This is a genomic window from Arthrobacter sp. B2060 (assembly GCF_059090445.1).
Window position 1 is genome coordinate 44,400 of the sequence record NZ_JBNHFR010000001.1, and the last position, 14,479, is coordinate 58,878.

General features: G+C 61.7%; 20 protein-coding genes and 1 pseudogene. 11 read left to right on the forward strand and 10 right to left on the reverse strand.

Translation table 11 applies throughout. The annotated features are described in order from the left end of the window. The first annotated feature begins 62 nt into the window (after positions 1-62). From AC5RUM_RS00195 to AC5RUM_RS00210, 4 genes are all read left to right on the forward strand, one after another. Positions 63-383: a hypothetical protein gene (locus AC5RUM_RS00195; protein ID WP_494033049.1), complete on the forward strand. Its 321-nt coding sequence runs from the start codon at positions 63-65 to the stop codon at positions 381-383. Between the two features lie 141 nt (positions 384-524). Next, a complete protein-coding gene (locus AC5RUM_RS00200) occupies positions 525-686 on the forward strand; it encodes a hypothetical protein (protein ID WP_494033050.1) in 162 nt (53 codons plus the stop codon). Further along, positions 686-925 (forward strand): nuclease-related domain-containing protein, encoded by a 240-nt coding sequence (locus AC5RUM_RS00205; RefSeq protein ID WP_494033051.1) that lies wholly within the window; start codon positions 686-688, stop codon positions 923-925. The genes AC5RUM_RS00200 and AC5RUM_RS00205 overlap by 1 nt, the downstream gene beginning before the upstream one ends. 588 nt (positions 926-1,513) lie before the next feature. Beyond that, positions 1,514-1,768 (forward strand): hypothetical protein, encoded by a 255-nt coding sequence (locus tag AC5RUM_RS00210; RefSeq protein WP_494033052.1) that lies wholly within the window; start codon positions 1,514-1,516, stop codon positions 1,766-1,768. Here the strand turns inward: AC5RUM_RS00210 and AC5RUM_RS00215 are convergent. Further along, a complete protein-coding gene (locus tag AC5RUM_RS00215) occupies positions 1,765-2,229 on the reverse strand; it encodes a hypothetical protein (RefSeq protein ID WP_494033053.1) in 465 nt (154 codons plus the stop codon). The two genes, AC5RUM_RS00210 and AC5RUM_RS00215, sit on opposite strands and share 4 nt — an antisense overlap. 223 nt (positions 2,230-2,452) lie before the next feature. Here AC5RUM_RS00215 and AC5RUM_RS00220 point away from each other — a divergent pair, with 223 nt between their 5' ends. After that, the gene (locus AC5RUM_RS00220; protein WP_494033054.1) at positions 2,453-2,905 is read left to right on the forward strand and encodes a hypothetical protein; all 453 of its coding nucleotides are present in this window, start codon (positions 2,453-2,455) and stop codon (positions 2,903-2,905) included. Between the two features lie 257 nt (positions 2,906-3,162). Here AC5RUM_RS00220 and AC5RUM_RS00225 read toward each other — a convergent pair whose 3' ends face one another. Beyond that, complete coding sequence (locus AC5RUM_RS00225; protein WP_494033055.1) at positions 3,163-3,351, reverse strand: hypothetical protein; 189 nt, start codon at positions 3,349-3,351, stop codon at positions 3,163-3,165. A gap of 152 nt (positions 3,352-3,503) precedes the next feature. Beyond that, on the reverse strand, positions 3,504-4,280 hold the full coding sequence (locus AC5RUM_RS00230; RefSeq protein ID WP_494033056.1) for a hypothetical protein: 777 nt from the start codon (positions 4,278-4,280) through the stop codon (positions 3,504-3,506). A gap of 191 nt (positions 4,281-4,471) precedes the next feature. Between AC5RUM_RS00230 and AC5RUM_RS00235 the strand changes: the two genes are divergently transcribed. From AC5RUM_RS00235 to AC5RUM_RS00255, 5 genes are all read left to right on the forward strand, one after another. Next, on the forward strand, positions 4,472-5,452 hold the full coding sequence (locus AC5RUM_RS00235; protein ID WP_494033057.1) for a PASTA domain-containing protein: 981 nt from the start codon (positions 4,472-4,474) through the stop codon (positions 5,450-5,452). 784 nt (positions 5,453-6,236) lie between these two features. Beyond that, the gene (locus AC5RUM_RS00240) at positions 6,237-6,893 is read left to right on the forward strand and encodes a DUF4352 domain-containing protein (RefSeq protein ID WP_494033058.1); all 657 of its coding nucleotides are present in this window, start codon (positions 6,237-6,239) and stop codon (positions 6,891-6,893) included. A 407-nt stretch (positions 6,894-7,300) separates the two neighbouring features. Further along, positions 7,301-7,708 carry a hypothetical protein gene (locus AC5RUM_RS00245; protein ID WP_494033059.1) on the forward strand — a complete coding sequence of 136 codons (408 nt, stop codon included), beginning with the start codon at positions 7,301-7,303 and terminating at the stop codon, positions 7,706-7,708. Between the two features lie 84 nt (positions 7,709-7,792). Further along, a complete protein-coding gene (locus AC5RUM_RS00250; RefSeq protein ID WP_494033060.1) occupies positions 7,793-8,077 on the forward strand; it encodes an HU family DNA-binding protein in 285 nt (94 codons plus the stop codon). Between the two features lie 205 nt (positions 8,078-8,282). Next, a complete protein-coding gene (locus AC5RUM_RS00255) occupies positions 8,283-8,954 on the forward strand; it encodes an endonuclease/exonuclease/phosphatase family protein (RefSeq protein ID WP_494033061.1) in 672 nt (223 codons plus the stop codon). A gap of 51 nt (positions 8,955-9,005) precedes the next feature. Here the strand turns inward: AC5RUM_RS00255 and AC5RUM_RS00260 are convergent. Then, positions 9,006-9,228, reverse strand: a pseudogene (locus AC5RUM_RS00260) (RtcB family protein); the annotation flags it as partial. A 571-nt stretch (positions 9,229-9,799) separates the two neighbouring features. On the opposite strand from AC5RUM_RS00260, the gene AC5RUM_RS00265 reads away from it, so the two are divergent. After that, on the forward strand, positions 9,800-10,222 hold the full coding sequence (locus AC5RUM_RS00265; RefSeq protein WP_494033062.1) for a hypothetical protein: 423 nt from the start codon (positions 9,800-9,802) through the stop codon (positions 10,220-10,222). Positions 10,223-10,726: 504 nt separating this feature from the next. On the opposite strand, the gene AC5RUM_RS00270 is transcribed toward AC5RUM_RS00265, so the two are convergent. The 6 genes from AC5RUM_RS00270 to AC5RUM_RS00295 are packed head-to-tail and all read right to left on the reverse strand — an operon-like array spanning position 10,727 to position 14,263. Then, positions 10,727-11,125 carry a DUF4259 domain-containing protein gene (locus tag AC5RUM_RS00270; protein ID WP_494033063.1) on the reverse strand — a complete coding sequence of 133 codons (399 nt, stop codon included), beginning with the start codon at positions 11,123-11,125 and terminating at the stop codon, positions 10,727-10,729. 28 nt (positions 11,126-11,153) lie between these two features. Further along, positions 11,154-12,041 carry a hypothetical protein gene (locus tag AC5RUM_RS00275; protein WP_494033064.1) on the reverse strand — a complete coding sequence of 296 codons (888 nt, stop codon included), beginning with the start codon at positions 12,039-12,041 and terminating at the stop codon, positions 11,154-11,156. 50 nt (positions 12,042-12,091) lie between these two features. Further along, a complete protein-coding gene (locus AC5RUM_RS00280; RefSeq protein WP_494033065.1) occupies positions 12,092-12,529 on the reverse strand; it encodes a hypothetical protein in 438 nt (145 codons plus the stop codon). A gap of 7 nt (positions 12,530-12,536) precedes the next feature. Continuing rightward, positions 12,537-13,364 carry a hypothetical protein gene (locus AC5RUM_RS00285; protein WP_494033066.1) on the reverse strand — a complete coding sequence of 276 codons (828 nt, stop codon included), beginning with the start codon at positions 13,362-13,364 and terminating at the stop codon, positions 12,537-12,539. Positions 13,365-13,369: 5 nt separating this feature from the next. Further along, entirely contained in the window at positions 13,370-13,555 is a 186-nt protein-coding gene (locus AC5RUM_RS00290; protein WP_494033067.1) for a hypothetical protein, read from the reverse strand. Positions 13,556-13,603: 48 nt separating this feature from the next. Further along, on the reverse strand, positions 13,604-14,263 hold the full coding sequence (locus AC5RUM_RS00295) for a recombinase family protein (RefSeq protein ID WP_494033068.1): 660 nt from the start codon (positions 14,261-14,263) through the stop codon (positions 13,604-13,606). Positions 14,264-14,479 lie beyond the last annotated feature (216 nt).

Genomic DNA, 14,479 nt, shown 5'->3' on the forward strand with positions numbered 1-14,479 from the left:
CTTCGGGATCACTGACGCAGTACTTGTATGCTGCAGTCACCGAACGCAGGAAAGGCAGGACCATGGAGGCTGTGCTTCTGAAGCTGCACCTCAAGCATCACGCTCTTTACGGTGCAGTGCTGGTGGGACTCTGGCTGCTGCTCGATTTCCTGGCCCGTGTATCAGCGACGGAAATCTACACCAGGAAGACCTGCATCGGCACCCACTACGAGAACGATGGTTTCGCGTTCTGCGAGGAGGAGGTGCAGACGTCGCTGGGGTGGTTCGCCGGCGCCGGATCAGTGGTTGTCAGCCTCATCATTCTCATCACCCTGTTCGTGTGGCTGACCTCTATGCCGAACCGTCAGGATGCGCAGCGGCTGATGAAAACCAACCTGCCCTGATGGCCGCGCCAACAGCAGGTTCTTAGCGTCCCACTGACGCTTCACCTCACAAAGAGCGGTCACGTTTCAGTGGCCGCTCTTTCTCTTTCTGCCCGCGCCCAAGGACACCCGTGGCCCAGTTGCCTACGCATGTTTCAGGGCATGAGCGATAAGAAATTCAAAGACCGCGTCCTGGACAGCACCGCCAAGGACAAGAAGGAAATCGACGACTGGATGGCCTCGGCCACCGGCGGAAAACTCCTCGGCGCCATCCTCGTCCTCCTCGGACTGTGGGCTGTCGTCCGGATGATCTGGAACTTCTGATGAACGGCATCTACGGCCGGGCAGCCACCGGCCTGCAGGATTCTTCCTGGGCGGTGAACGAAAGCGTCGCGAAGGTCGGTACCAGGGGCGAGCAGAAGACCGAGGCGCTGCTGAATGGCTTCGGGAAGAAAGCCGCCGTCCTGCACGACCTGCGGATCCCCATCCCCGGCTTCAAAGCCAACGTCGACCACGCCATCGTCTCGGGCAAGTCCGTGCTCACCTGCAACGCCAGCGGTTAAACAGCCGAGGCTATAGAAGCGCCGCGATTGGAAGGGCCCCATGGAGGGGGTGACTGTGACGGGTCCTTCGGTCCTGTTACTGGGCTGGTCCTGGCGCTTTACCTGAGCGGACGCTCCTGCTGCATCCAGTCGTTGACGACGCCGTGCATGTCCATGTTGGGGTTCCAGCCTGACTCCATGTAGACGCTGACCACGAAACCGGCAATGGATCTGGGTGGACGGCGAATGGGAAGCTGCCCTGATGGATCCGTACATCGACCAGAACGAAGCACTCCTCGACGGCCGCGTCCGTATCCGCTGACCGCTGAGTAAGCGCCCAAACGACGTCAGTCCGGAGCTTTTCGACTGAAGTTGCACGAGCGGGAGACATAGCGGCGTCATCTTCCTGACGCCCGCAATTGGTGCACTGATCGGCGCCAACGACCTTTGCGCCTCATCCGCCTCCGAGATGACGTCCGAAACGGAATTCGGTTCACACATCAACGCCGCACTGGCCACGCTTGATCGGGGCCTGCCGGCCTGCCTTCGGCTCCCCGCACATGACGGCTGCGGGTTCTCACTGATGCGCGCCACACGAAAGGACCCCCGATGACAACACCCAGTGCGCCTGGGGGCCTCGAACTCCTCGCCGGCAAGCTGTCGGCCAAACTGATCGTCTTCCCCGCCACCCGTGCAGCCAAACGCGGCGACACCCACGAGCTGAACCACCTTGTGACTGCGGTCGCAACCGGGAACACGGCAGGGACGGCTGCCCTCCCACATGCTCCTTCCGGCACCTGGTCACCAGGAAATCAAGGCAGCGACCAAGAACCTGGCGACAGGAAGCTAGCTGGACCGGTCTAGAAGGCGAAGCCGACTGCCACGCCCCCGCTGTAGCCGCGGTTTTGGTCCACCCCGAAGCTGGCGGACCACCACGACTGGATGGCACCGACAGGAATACGCAGCGCAGGCACATGAATGATCGGCCCCGTTGACCCCGACACGGCGGCGTTGGCGACACTGAGGGCCAGCCCGTCCTGCGGCGATCCCAGCCCGAACGCATTGATCAGCGGGGAGATGTGCTGGCTGATGAGGCTGTCGCGCTCCTGCTGGTTTTTGATCTTCTGCGCTTCCCTGGTCTCGGCGACCTGGCGGTGGTAGTCCGCGTAGGTCGCCCTCATGAACTGGTCGGTGCTGATGGGCAACCCCTGAATGATCCAGCTGCCGACGAGGACTTTGATGTCCGGGCACCTATCCCCACGCTCGGCCGCTTCAATCAGCGACTGCAGTCGCCCGTCCATCTGAACCCCCATATTCGTTTCCATGAACCGGGACTGTACCCAACGCCGCGGCATCTGAACATCGCTGTCCACACTGCAGAAGCGCCGCGGCGAGCTCTCAAAGGAGTTCGGGAAGGTGCTTGCCGAAACGCGTGCGGCGATGATAGTGGGTTTTCGCGAGACAGGGCAGATAATGGTCGACGGTCGTCGTGTCTGGCGGCTATGGAGCGTGGGGACGCCGTGGCGACCCAGAAGGAGATTTTGAAAAGTGAAGATGGGGTTCCTGGCCGCTGCGGCTGTGTCCATTGTTGTCCTGAGCGGCTGCGGTTCGTCTGCCCAATCAGACTCGTCCGCATCAGAGGAAACGACGCCCACGCCAACGCCGACGGTAACAACTCCGCCCGCTGATGGAGGAAGCTTCTCGTCCCTCGCTGACTTTCAGCAGGCGTACATCGCGGCAGGAGGCGATTGTAGCGGTCTTGACTTCGCGAACAGCATCACCCTTGCCGCCGAGTCGGGAAACTGCAATGACCAAACAGTGATTTCGACCTATATTTCAAGCGCCGACGTTAGCGAACTCATTCAGAAGAATAAGGCGCTGAACGAGGCACTCGACAGTGACAGTGACACTGTTTGGCTTACCGGCCAGAACTGGGTTCTCAACAGCCCGGACGCCGCTGCTATGCAAGAAAAAATGGGTGGCAGACTTGTTCGGTTCTGACTGGCTCGTCGGTCTGACCGATTGAAACCCTTCATAAGAGCGGCAACGCGCCTATGAGCGAAAAGGCCCCTCACGGTCCCAGGACCTTCCTAGGACTGTGGGAGGGCTTTTCTTATTCGGGTATCTAATGGCGGGGCGTCTACTTCGGCTGCGCTTCATAGCGGCGACGGGGAACTCCTGTGAGCGCGGACTGAGGTGTGGCATGAGGTTGGTCAGGATCTTCTCGGCGGCCTTTTCGCGGACGCGGGCGCGCCACTTCAAGCCGTTGGGGCGGGTTTCGACGCCTGCAAGGCGGCGAGGCGGCGGGCATCGTGGTAGCCGAGAGTGACTTCTATTATCGTCCGACGGGGGGCCGCGGGGGCGGCGAGAACTGGCTGTAAGAACTTTCCCTTACGTTCCAGGACGTCGAGCGCGAACGCGAGGTCGGATTTCGTGAGGTGATACATGCTGTGACTCCTTCAGTGGTGAGGGTGCGCGGTGTAACCAGAGTGTCGGTCCTGAAGCGCAAATACACCCTGGACGGGGCGGACTCATTCAGCCACCCGATACAACAGGGAGGCGAACGCTGGCCTGTCCAAATAGGAAACCGATACAGCATCTACGCCCGCTCTGCCGGCCGTGACCGGAAGACCGCCCAGTGGGGCAGCCGACTCCCCGCCCCGGTGCCCCTGTTGCTAGTCCGGGTCCGAGCCTTTAAGGATCGTTTCAACCTCCACGAGGACCCCCGAGATGGGCCGGGGCCGACCCCGGCACCGTAGGTGTTCTGGTAGCGCCCGTTCGGGTTTTTGGTCCGGGTCATATGCTTTGACCCCAGGCCCTCCTCCCACACCGAGGCCCAGCCGGAGCGGGTTCCCTGGCCGTGCTGGATCAGCGTAGGGAACGCTGACTGGGCCTTGGCGAACGCGGTCATCTGGTCGAACAGGATGACCCGCTTGCCCTTCACGATCACGACAGTTCCGATTGTCGGGCCGCCAGGGCGCAGTGTTCCGTCGCTGCCTCGGGTCTTCCTGCCGAGCATGTCGTTGGCCAGTCCCTCGCCCTCCTCGTTGCTGATGAACGGCGGGCGGGTCGGATCGTCGCCGGAGATGACGTGGGCCTGTCCCGAGGCCAGCAGCGCGGACAGGGAACGGACCAGGGACGCGCCCTGCGTGGACTGCTGGTTGTCCGCGTGGGCCTCGGTGACGAGCTTGATGACGCTCATGCCAAGCTCGTCGAACTGGTCCCGGAAGTCGCGCCCCATGTCCAGGTCGAAGGACTTCTCCTCCAGCACCGCCACGGTCAGCAGAACGTCGGAGGCCAGCGTGGGGTGCGCTCCAGTGACCCGGTTGGGCCGCACATCTCGCGCATGATCGTCGCCGCGTGGGCCTTCAGGCATGGGGCTACCGGCCCGATTAGTCCTTACCGCGCCGCCGGCGACGACCAGGTCATCGCGGTGGCCCTGCCCAGGGACAACAGCTACCGCCGGCTTGCCTGACCTGCTTCTGTTCGGTTTGTGACGCGGCCGGATCCTGACAAGTTCCGGTTCCACATACGATTCCATGGAATTCACCGACATATGGGGGAACCTTGAAACGAACACGATCCGTTGCTGCCACTGCCGTCCTGGTGGCCGCCTTGGCCGGGTGTGGCAGCTCCGGCACGCCCGCCAGTGATTCTTCGGTCGCGGCCTCCGCAGCGTTGGATCAGTCAAAGACCATCCCGGACCTGGTCGGCAAGTCCTTCCCGGTCGCGAATAACCTGCTCAACAACGACGGGCTGAGCGCGGTCGCCTACGGCAAGGACGGCAAGGAGTGGAAGACCGTGTACCCCGGAGACACGACGGTCATCTCCTCCGACCCGGCCGCCGGGACCAGCACCGACGAGAAGCTCATCAAGCTGACCGTTGACCTGAACGAAGCCGACGTGATTGCGGCGACCAAGGCCGCCGAGGCGGCCGCCGAGAAGAAGCGGCTCGAGCGGATCGCGGCAGAGAAGAAAGCAGCCGAAAAGGCCGCAGCCGCGAAGAAGGCTGCCGAGGAAGCCAAACTGAAGCCAAAGGTGTACTCCGGTTTCGGCGACGATGTCCTGGCGATCAGCAAGCACGACACGGGCGCCCAGGCTGTGACCATCCAGCACACCGGATGGAGCAACTTTGCCGTCCACTCACTCGATTCGTCCCTGGAAACCACGGACCTGCTCGTGAACGAGATCGGCAATTACAGCGGCACGGTCCTTCTGGACGGCGGCTGGTCCGACACGGAGACCTCCAAGCTGAAGATCACCGCCGACGGCGCCTGGACGATCACTCTGGTGCCGATGCAGAAAGTGAAGTCCTTCAACGGCAAGGCACCTATCACCGGCGTCGGGGACGACGTCTTCTACTACAAGGGCGAGATCGCCTCTGCCACTTTCACGCACGACGGGGCGTCAAACATCCAGGTAAAGACACACGGCTTGGATCCTGACGTGCTGGTCAACGAGATCGGGGTGTACAAGGGAACTGTTGTCTGGACCCCGGGACTGTACTCGGTCCACGCGGACGGTAATTGGACAGCCACCGTCAAGTAAAAGACCAATCGCTTCAGGCCGTCATCGTGATGGTCAAAGACAGTAGCCTCCCCTGCGTCGGCAAAACTCCTCTACGTGGTCCTTGCCGTTGAAAGTCACGCTAGCCGGCGCCAGGGAAACCCGTGCCAGGAACCACTGCGGATCACAGGGGCCGACATTGTTGTTTGTGCCACGTCTTGTTCAGGTCCCGTCACCTGATTCCGAACGTCGGAAGGGCGTGTCATGCTTGTGGACCTGAGCTGCGAGGCGCGGCCGTCGGCCATGCAAGTCCTGCGCTCTGCCTCTGCAGGCTTGGTCTGCCTTCGATTCCGCGATGACGAGCAACCCGTCCGGATTGTCAAAGCGATCATGCGCGCCCTCCTGACGCCATTCCTGACGGTAACCGGGTACTGATCGTCCTCACCGCCGGAATCAACAACGCCCACCATGCGTGGAAGGTGCCGTTCGTATTCCAGGTCTGTCCGAAGCACGTCCGTGGAGCGTAAGTAGGCTGAAATGGCCGAGTCGCCCTTGAGCGACCCCTTCGGCGAACATCACCACCGGGGTCGCATAGATCCAGTCGATGGCGGTGCCCGGGTGAAGGTCCTACGGAGTTCCGGTCTGGGCTTAAATTCGCGTTTGATCGTCGTGTTTTCGCCCACCACCAAGCTTCACATTTCTGGTATTTCAAAATCGACATTAGTATCACCTCCGGGGGTCTTCTGTCTTCATGACTGGTGCTTGGCTATCAGTACACAGCGGCGACGCCACCACGTTTATATGTACTTATTAGTCAGGATCAGGAATGTCAGAAAACAGCACTCTCGGCGACGTCAAGCGTGACGCAAAGGCCCAGGCAGCAGCCGATAAGGCATACCGCAAGGCGACCCGCCCTTGGTTCAAGAAAAAGCGCTTCATTCTTCCGCTCATTCTCGTCGTCATTATCATCATTTCGTCTATGGCTAACGGCGGGAACAAGGGCTCGGAGGAGGCCGGCACCGGTGCCGCTCCGGCCGCCGCTCCTGCTGCCGCGGAAGCACCGGCCGAGAAGAAGCCTGCCGCTGCTGCCTTCCCGGGAGCCAAGGACAGCGACGTCGTCGGCCAGGCAGGTGCTGCACTCAAAATTGGGGACGCGACAGTAACCGCTGCTCCGCTGGTCAACGGTGATGCAACGTTGGGCAAGACTGTCTGCACCGCGGTCAAGATGAACAATGGTTCGGATGAAACCATCTCATTCAACATTTTCGACTGGAAACTTCAGTCTCCTTCCGGCACCATTCTGAACTCCAGCTTTGCCGGCAGCAGCTCGCCGCTCAGCTCTGGCGAAATTGCGCCCGGCGGTTCTGCTAGCGGCGACGTCTGCTTTGACAACAAAAAGGCTGAAAAGGGCACCTTCGTGGTCCTCTACGAGCCCGTATTCAGCTTCTTCTCTGACCGGGCTGCCTGGATCAACAAGCTCTAGTCTTCCCAAAAGGAGTCTCACTACATAACTGCTCCCCGAAAGTTGGACTGTGAAAGTTCCGGCTCTTGGGGAGCAGTTCTATGCAAGACAGCAGTTCGTTATCGGTTGAGCAACGCAGGCGCTGCACGGTTGCTCAATGCGGGCTAAGGCCGGTATTAGCAGCTGAAGAAGAACGAGCCGGTCATTGCCAAGCTCCGTGCCGCCAGAGCCAACATGGGTGCACCCCAAGGCTGCACCGGCCGCCGGTCATGTGTGCGGACCAGTGCGAGGAGCTGCCCAACCCCGGCTCGGATTTGCAGCGCCTTTGCCTGCCAGCCCTCCTCCGGCGACATGTGCGCCGGCTAAGACCAGCCTGCCCGGGGTTTGAGTTGGCCGTTGCTAGGCTGGTCGGCGGAACGGAGGGGAGTATGGCGGAGCGCAGCGAATCGGACCTGAAGGCGCTGATCGTCGAGGGGCACGAGATCCTGAAGCGGGTCGCCCGTGACGGCGGCCTGACAACCTACGGGGAGTTCAACAAGGCCCTGATGGATGCCACCGGACTTCCCGGCTTCGATCTCACCACCGACCAGGGCCGTACGGAGATAGGCCAGCTGCTTGCGCGTATCGCCATCCAAGACTGGGCGGAGAACCCCGACTTCATGCTGACTTCGCTCGTGAAGCGGTCAGCGGAGAACGGCCCGGGCAAGGGGTTTTTCAAGCTGGCCGAGCAGGAACACTTCTTCGATCCGTCCCGGCAGGACGAGATGGACTTCTGGCAGGAGCAGGTCCGCAAGGCCCACGACCGCTACAAACGGACCCGACCCGGCCGGGAATAGGGCCCTTTACGGCGTGGCAGGCAGATCCTGGCCCGCCGGCCGGTGGTAGTTTCCCTGAGACAGAACCACATAGGAGGAAAAACCATGGCTATCAACCGTGCTGAACTTATCGACCAGGTTGCAGGCAAAGCCGGCGCTGCAAAGACAGACGTGAACAAAATCCTTGACGGACTGTTCGAGGTATTCGCTGAGTCGGTATCCAGTGGTGAGAAGATCACCATTCCCGGTTGGCTTGCCGTGGAGCGCACTGACCGTGCTGCCCGCACAGGCCGCAACCCGCAGACGGGCGAGACCCTCGAAATCGCTGCAGGCCATGCCGTGAAGCTCACAGCCGGTTCCAAGCTGAAGGCAGCCGTCACCAGCAAGTAGCCAGGCGTGTAAAAGCGGCGGGAGGGCCTCTTCCCGCCGCTTTCGTCATATTGGGGCACTCCCACGCCCGGGAGCTCGCCCCCATCAATCACGTGCACTGCTGTACGCGTGGCGGGGCAGGAAGGTCGCCCTGCAGTCTCCTGTGCTGGGCACGTTCCGGCCCGGGATAACATTTCGGAGGTTCTACCAAAGCAAGGGGTGCTAAATGCGGATCGTCTCTTGGAATTGCTCGATGGCATTCTATAAGAAGCGCCACTTGCTGGATGCCCTGCAGCCTGACGTCGCCGTCCTCCAGGAAGTATCGAAAAAGGACATCGAGAGCGGAGAATATCCCTTCGCCGCATGGGTGGGCTCCAATCCCCACAAGGGTCTTGGAGTGATCGGGCTCCGCCCCGCCAGCTACAAAATGACGGAGTCCAGCGATCCCGCACTGCCCTGGCATATCCCATTCAGCGTGGACGGACTGAACATCGTTGCCCTGTGGGCGCACCAGCTGACCCGCGAACTCAGGTACGTCCGGGTTACTCACGAAATCGTTGATCGGCACGCCGGCTTCCTCGGAACGGGCCGCGCACTAATTATTGGCGACTTCAACAGCAACTCCATCTGGGATAGCCATCACCCCGGCAGAAACCATTCACTGCTCGTTGACAAGTTGAGCAGGATCGGGCTCGACAGTGTCTTTCACCGTCAGGATGCGACAGCCCATGGCCGCGAACAGGTCAGCACTTTTTTCCTCAACTGGAAGCCGGAGTCGGGACACCATATCGACTACGCCTTCCTGTCGTCGGCGGCCGAAGCGAAGATAGCGGTCGGTGAACCTGACACCTGGCTGCCTCACAGCGATCACATGCCCTTGATCGTGGACATCGAGTGACCCCCTGGTGTGGCCTTCGCTGGCCACACCAGGCAGCAGTGTGAGTCCCTGCTACCCCTTCGCGCAGAGGACGGTTCGCAGGTGCTGGACGACGTCGACAAGGTCCTTCTGCGCGTCGATGACAGGAATGCAGGTCCTTGTACGCTCCGGGAATTTCGTCCACGATGGCCTGGTCCTTGCGGGATTCAAATCCGGCGGTCTGGGCGATCAGGTCATCGACCGTGAACGCCTTCTTGGCCGCATTCCGGCTCACCTTCCGGCCGGCATGAGCGGCACGGCCCTCCCCGCATTTCATCGTCGAGAAGGACGTCGATGGTTGTCAATTTGTCGAAAAGCCGCTGCCGGAACTGCCCTGACGACGCATTACTGCGCTTTCCTGGCGACTCCAGAGAATTTCGCGCAAACGGAAAAAGGCCCCCATTTGGGAGCCATGTGATAACCCTCGTCTCTAGAGCCGGAATATCGTTCCTCAGGTTATCACATGAGGTAAAGCGGACGTCTCTCACAAATACAAGCGCTCGACCGCAGGAAGCGGTCAAAACGTTCGGGAACCTACCGACGGTAGGGTGGGAAAACGGCCCCGCATCCCAACGCTGGCGCGGATTTTGCTTCCCAACGCACCCCCACTCGACCAAAACGACCCGGGAGGGGACACCTATATGGAAGGGAAAGTGTATTAACTAGGAAGGGAGGGGGTCCTCTAGCAAGAGAACAAGGGGCCCCTTATATATATCTCTATTTCTGGTCGTTTAAGTAGAGTAGTAGTAGTAGGGGCCCTATATTCCCCGGTATTCCGCGGATTTTCCCACTCGACCAAGTGGTCGTCTCGTGGTCGTTCGGTGGGAGTGGCCGGTAGAGCGGCGAATTCACTGCCAAAGAGGTTTGATGTCGGTGCCGGCGCCGTTTGGGACCCTGGCCGCACACATGATGAACATGACCACACCACAGAACGGGCAGCCCGCAGGAACACCACCGGCGGACAGTTTGCCCCCGGCACGCACGCCAATTCCACGCTCCTGCTGGATCCGGCCACCCGCGACGTCACCCTCTCCCCCGGTGAAAGCGAGTCCTTCCAGGAGCTGGCTGACGGCGACGTTATCGAGGCCCTGAACGTGAACCGCTCCGATGACGGATCCGGCTACGGGATCTCCCCGGCCAAAACGGTGAACATCAAAGACCTCATCGCCCACACCGACCCCCGCCTGCACGGGAGTCGGCGGGACTGCTTCCGTGTGCAGAACGGACGTCGTGGGGGAGACGATCAATGATCGTAAGAGATGCGGGGTTTCACTTCCGCTCGTCTCTCAGCTAGGGTAATAACAGACATTCACCCAAGCGGAGAACTGCTAAGAACAGCACGCGAGGGACCTGCAGCCACACGGCCTCACACAACCCTCGCGGGAAAAGACTGCTAAGAACAGCACGCGAGGAAACCCGCAGCCACACGGCCTCACACAACCCTCGCGGGAAAAGACTGCTAAGAACAGCACGCGAGGAAACCCGCAGCCACACGGCCTCACACAACCCTCGCGGGAAAAGACTGCTTAGAACAGCACGCGAGGAAATCCGCAGCCACACGGCCTCACGCTTGTCCCGTACGGGTGGCTGCTGCCCGATCATGGTGTCGGCGCCCGGGCCCTACGATAGTCGGTCTGTGGATCGCGGCGGCCAGCCTGGTCCTGGCGCTGCTCCGCACGGTGCTCGACGTACTGGAGGTGATGGGGCGGTGATGCCGCCACCAGTCCGGCGGCTGCCGGCAATCCAGGCCGTGGCTACGTCAGTGCCGCCCGCAACCGCTCGGAGAGGTTGTCGAGGGATTCCTTCCACTCCGGCTCGTCAGCCTCGTCCCACAGTTCGGCAAGCTCGGACTCCTCGCTTGCGACCCGTTCAACAGCTTCGAGGGCAAGCTGCGCGTCTTCAGCCGTGAGCTCAGCCCCGTGCGCCGTCACCCACGTTGCCACGTCCTCGGGCAGGTCGCCGTGCGGGTTCCCCTGTGCTGCAGCGGTGATCTCGGCAGCCGCAACGGCGACGCTCCCGTCAGGCGCCTCGATGTAGCCGTCGGCCGCAGCGTTCAGTCCCTGGCGGACGACCTCCGCCCCGCCGGCTTCGAGATCTTCCACCCAGTCCAGGGCATCGTCGTTCTCGAAGGCCTGAAATCCCCATGCACCCATCTCTGCTCCTTCTGTTGTTCTGGCTGTTCTAGACGGGCCGCAGGTCGCGGATATTGTCCTGAAGATAGCGTGCCACCCAGTCCTGAAGCTGCGTGGTACTCCAGGTCGGCGTGGCGACGAGGAGTACTTCGCGGTCCTCACGGATCACGCGGGTGATGCCGTCCTCCTGTTTGAGTGCCTTCAGCATGCGGCCCACCACCCTGTTGTGCTCAAAGACGATGTCCTCCCGTAGCGCCACCTCAAGCTCCCGTCCGCGAAGCTCATCGTCGCCAAGGTCTTCAACCTCAACGAGCGGTTCATCCTCGGCCATCTCCTCATCCTCGGCCGGCTGGTCGCCGCGGTTCAACTGCTCGATGAGACCGCGCGCGTAATTAGCCATGGTGTCATCCGGGGACTCGCGGAATCCGGTGAGGCTGCCGTAGGCGTGGACTCTTGGCAGCCCGGGGAGGTAGTTGTGGTCCTCACCAGTACCGCTGACCAGGACAGGGTGCTTGTTGAGGTGGTATCGCTTGATGCGGTGGTGGGCGATCTCCCACCGCGCCTCGGGTGCGCGCTGCTGCACGACGTCGCCCAGGTAGGACACCAGCCCGTCCAGTAGGAACAGCGACTCCAGGGAGAGGGCGTGCATAACCTCATACTCGTGCCGCGCCCAGGACGGCCACACTTCCCGCGGCACGCTGTTCGGATCAGTGGCGACGCCGGGCGCGTCGAACACCGTGAGGTGGGCGAGGATCCACCGCCACAGCGGAACCAAGCTCTCGACCGAGCCATCCAGAAGAGCATAGGGGTCCTGGCCGTCAGCCTGCAGGGCCTCCCGCAGCCGCTCCAGTGCCGGCCCGCGCTCATCCAGATATTCCTGGAAGGCGGCCTCGGACTGCTTCTTGGTCATGCTGAGGTAATCGACGAACTTAGTCATGGCATCCCCTGTTATCGGTAGTGCATCGACGTTGATGTCCCGGCTTAGGCTCATGCCACCACCACCCGCTCATCGGTGTATTCGGAGAACGGTGGTCGGTCGGGGCAGTCGATGGATGTCGCAATCGCCGACCCCGACTCCAGCTCGAACCGGACGCAGGCGCTGACGGTGCGCTGCTTGCTCAACCAGCCGCCGCTGGTCGTGAGGTGTTCCCGGTAGTAGTGCTCGGTATGGAAGCCCCCGACGGGGTTCCACCCGAAGGCGTAAAGGCGGACCATCTGTCCTTCAAGCTTCGAGGCCACCAGCTCCCTGTCGGTCGTGTCCGTGGTTTCCGTGAACCTGGTGAACCAGTCTTTGCCCTCTGCGGCCTTTTCCCGGATGGCGCTGCGTCCGAGCTCCTCGATGGTCGGCGCGGCGCACGATGAGAGGGCCAAGACCAGTCCGGCGGCGCAGCAGAGCTTCCACGGGTGGAGTCCTCCCTGGCTCATGGGGTGGCTACTCATGAGTCGCTGCGACAGCGGATTCAGGGCATCCCTGCGCCCTCTTCTGTTTCGACCGGGGTCGGCGCTTCCGTCTTCGGCGCTTGCCCGGACCATTGAACGGCGGTCGGGGCTCACCGAGTCTGGGACCGGCCCAGTACCTGCCGCCGATAAGAATGCCGGCGAGGACGCCGTAAGCCCACGCATGTGGCAAGGCCATTTGGTCCGTGCCACCGCCGACGAACGCCAAGGCGAACCAGACAACAGGTATAACCAGGAGGAGACAGTTTCGGACTTGCAACGGTGGCGGGAAGCGGAAGAGAGCCCAGCCTCCCAGGACAGCGACGGCAAGAACGGCAACAGCAGTCACTGTCGGTGACAGCAGAGCGAGTTGGGCGGCGCCGATTGCGACCAACACCAGGGCGCAGACGCCGTTGACCGCCGCGAGACGACGCCCGCCCGTGAAACTTCCGTCGGCTTGACGGATGCGTTTCGGCTGTTTGAATTCCGTCCCGGCCCGCGGGCCGCGCCACACGTATCCGCCAGCAATTGAACCGACGATGAACCCGAGGAACCAGGGCCCCGCCGCAGGAACACCCAGGCCATTCTCGATGGAGGTCAACGCGAGGAAGTTCAGGAACAACGCCCAGAGCATCACCGTGAAAGCACGCTCTGACTGCGAGGCGACCCGGTACAGGAGAACCGCACAGACCACCGACAACGTGAAAAAGAACGAGGCCTCAAACAGCCAGTTGTGGAAGAACCATACGAACACCGCCACTAGCAGCGCGATCAGCGCGGCATATAAGACCCGCACATTCCACTGGTCAATTTTCTTCAGCACAAGTCCTATCCCCCTGGCACAAGGGTAAACGACGGCATCAGTGATTGGCCGTCCACGTGTCGGAGCGCCTTGAGCTTCCAGGGGTTGTAGACGAACTCGGGAGCTGGCTCGGCCGGCTCGGCGACCGCCGCGGCAGTGTTGCCCGCTAGCTCGGCTTTGGCGGCTTCCGACTTTATGCGCGCGAACTCCACAGTGCATCTCCTTTATTTGGCCTTCTGCCAAGGAACATGCGCAGACGCTCAGCGGCGGGGCGCCGGTTCGTGCCGTTGGCCGGCGTACTTGGGGGCACCTCGGCGGGCTCGAACGGGGCCGGTAACGGGTCCCACAGCGCCGAACTGTTTCAGGTAGCGGTACATCGTGGCTTTGGACCAGTTGACCGCCTCCGCGGCGTCAGTGGAAGACATTCCTTCCGCCATCATTTGCCGACACAGCCGCACCTTAGTTTCCACCGTTTCTGCTTTGGGCGCCGGCTTGCCGAACTGCACGCCGCGTGCCTTCGCAGCCATCACGCCTGCCTTGACCCTTTCGTTGATGAGTTCGCGTTCGTACTCGGCAAGGCTGGCGAACAGGGCCAGCTGGAGCCGGCCGTGCGGCGTGGAGGGATCAACCCCGTCCATAATCGAGTAGAGCCGAATGCCTCGGGACGTGATGTCGTTGACGGTGTTCACGACATCAACCAGGGACCTGCCGAGGCGATCGATCCTCCAACAGAAAATTTCATCCCCATCCCGCGCATACTCGAGCAGCCGGACCATCTGGGGACGTTCCTTCGCTGTCTTTGCGCCGGACATCTCGTCCACGAAGATCTTGTCCTCAGCGACCCCTGCCGCGACCAGGGCCTCTACCTGCATCGTTGCGTTCTGGTCACCCGTGCTGATCCGCGCGTACCCCAGTTTCATGGCTGCCCCCGTCCTGTCTCGTCTCATTAGTCCTTAAGGAGTATCAAGACGACCCGATAAGACAGACTGTATGAGACAGCTACGACATTGAAATGCCGGGAAATCCGGGCAGTGGCGACATTCCCCCTTAACTAGAGTTCATGAGACGCCGCCGAAGGTGTGAATCCCGGGCGAGGAAGCAAGCAGGACCTACTAGTGGTGCCTGCCTTGCGCTGG

Bases quoted from the DNA above. Each gene is read 5' to 3' on its own strand.
- AC5RUM_RS00195 (WP_494033049.1), top strand. From the start codon at position 63: ATGGAGGCTGTGCTTCTGAAGCTGCACCTCAAGCATCACGCTCTTTAC.
- AC5RUM_RS00200 (WP_494033050.1), top strand. From the start codon at position 525: ATGAGCGATAAGAAATTCAAAGACCGCGTCCTGGACAGCACCGCCAAG.
- AC5RUM_RS00205 (WP_494033051.1), top strand. From the start codon at position 686: ATGAACGGCATCTACGGCCGGGCAGCCACCGGCCTGCAGGATTCTTCC.
- AC5RUM_RS00210 (WP_494033052.1), top strand. From the start codon at position 1,514: ATGACAACACCCAGTGCGCCTGGGGGCCTCGAACTCCTCGCCGGCAAG.
- AC5RUM_RS00215 (WP_494033053.1), bottom strand. From the start codon at position 2,229: ATGGAAACGAATATGGGGGTTCAGATGGACGGGCGACTGCAGTCGCTG.
- AC5RUM_RS00225 (WP_494033055.1), bottom strand. From the start codon at position 3,351: ATGTATCACCTCACGAAATCCGACCTCGCGTTCGCGCTCGACGTCCTG.
- AC5RUM_RS00230 (WP_494033056.1), bottom strand. From the start codon at position 4,280: ATGCCTGAAGGCCCACGCGGCGACGATCATGCGCGAGATGTGCGGCCC.
- AC5RUM_RS00240 (WP_494033058.1), top strand. From the start codon at position 6,237: ATGTCAGAAAACAGCACTCTCGGCGACGTCAAGCGTGACGCAAAGGCC.
- AC5RUM_RS00245 (WP_494033059.1), top strand. From the start codon at position 7,301: ATGGCGGAGCGCAGCGAATCGGACCTGAAGGCGCTGATCGTCGAGGGG.
- AC5RUM_RS00250 (WP_494033060.1), top strand. From the start codon at position 7,793: ATGGCTATCAACCGTGCTGAACTTATCGACCAGGTTGCAGGCAAAGCC.
- AC5RUM_RS00255 (WP_494033061.1), top strand. From the start codon at position 8,283: ATGCGGATCGTCTCTTGGAATTGCTCGATGGCATTCTATAAGAAGCGC.
- AC5RUM_RS00270 (WP_494033063.1), bottom strand. From the start codon at position 11,125: ATGGGTGCATGGGGATTTCAGGCCTTCGAGAACGACGATGCCCTGGAC.
- AC5RUM_RS00275 (WP_494033064.1), bottom strand. From the start codon at position 12,041: ATGACTAAGTTCGTCGATTACCTCAGCATGACCAAGAAGCAGTCCGAG.
- AC5RUM_RS00280 (WP_494033065.1), bottom strand. From the start codon at position 12,529: ATGAGCCAGGGAGGACTCCACCCGTGGAAGCTCTGCTGCGCCGCCGGA.
- AC5RUM_RS00295 (WP_494033068.1), bottom strand. From the start codon at position 14,263: ATGAAACTGGGGTACGCGCGGATCAGCACGGGTGACCAGAACGCAACG.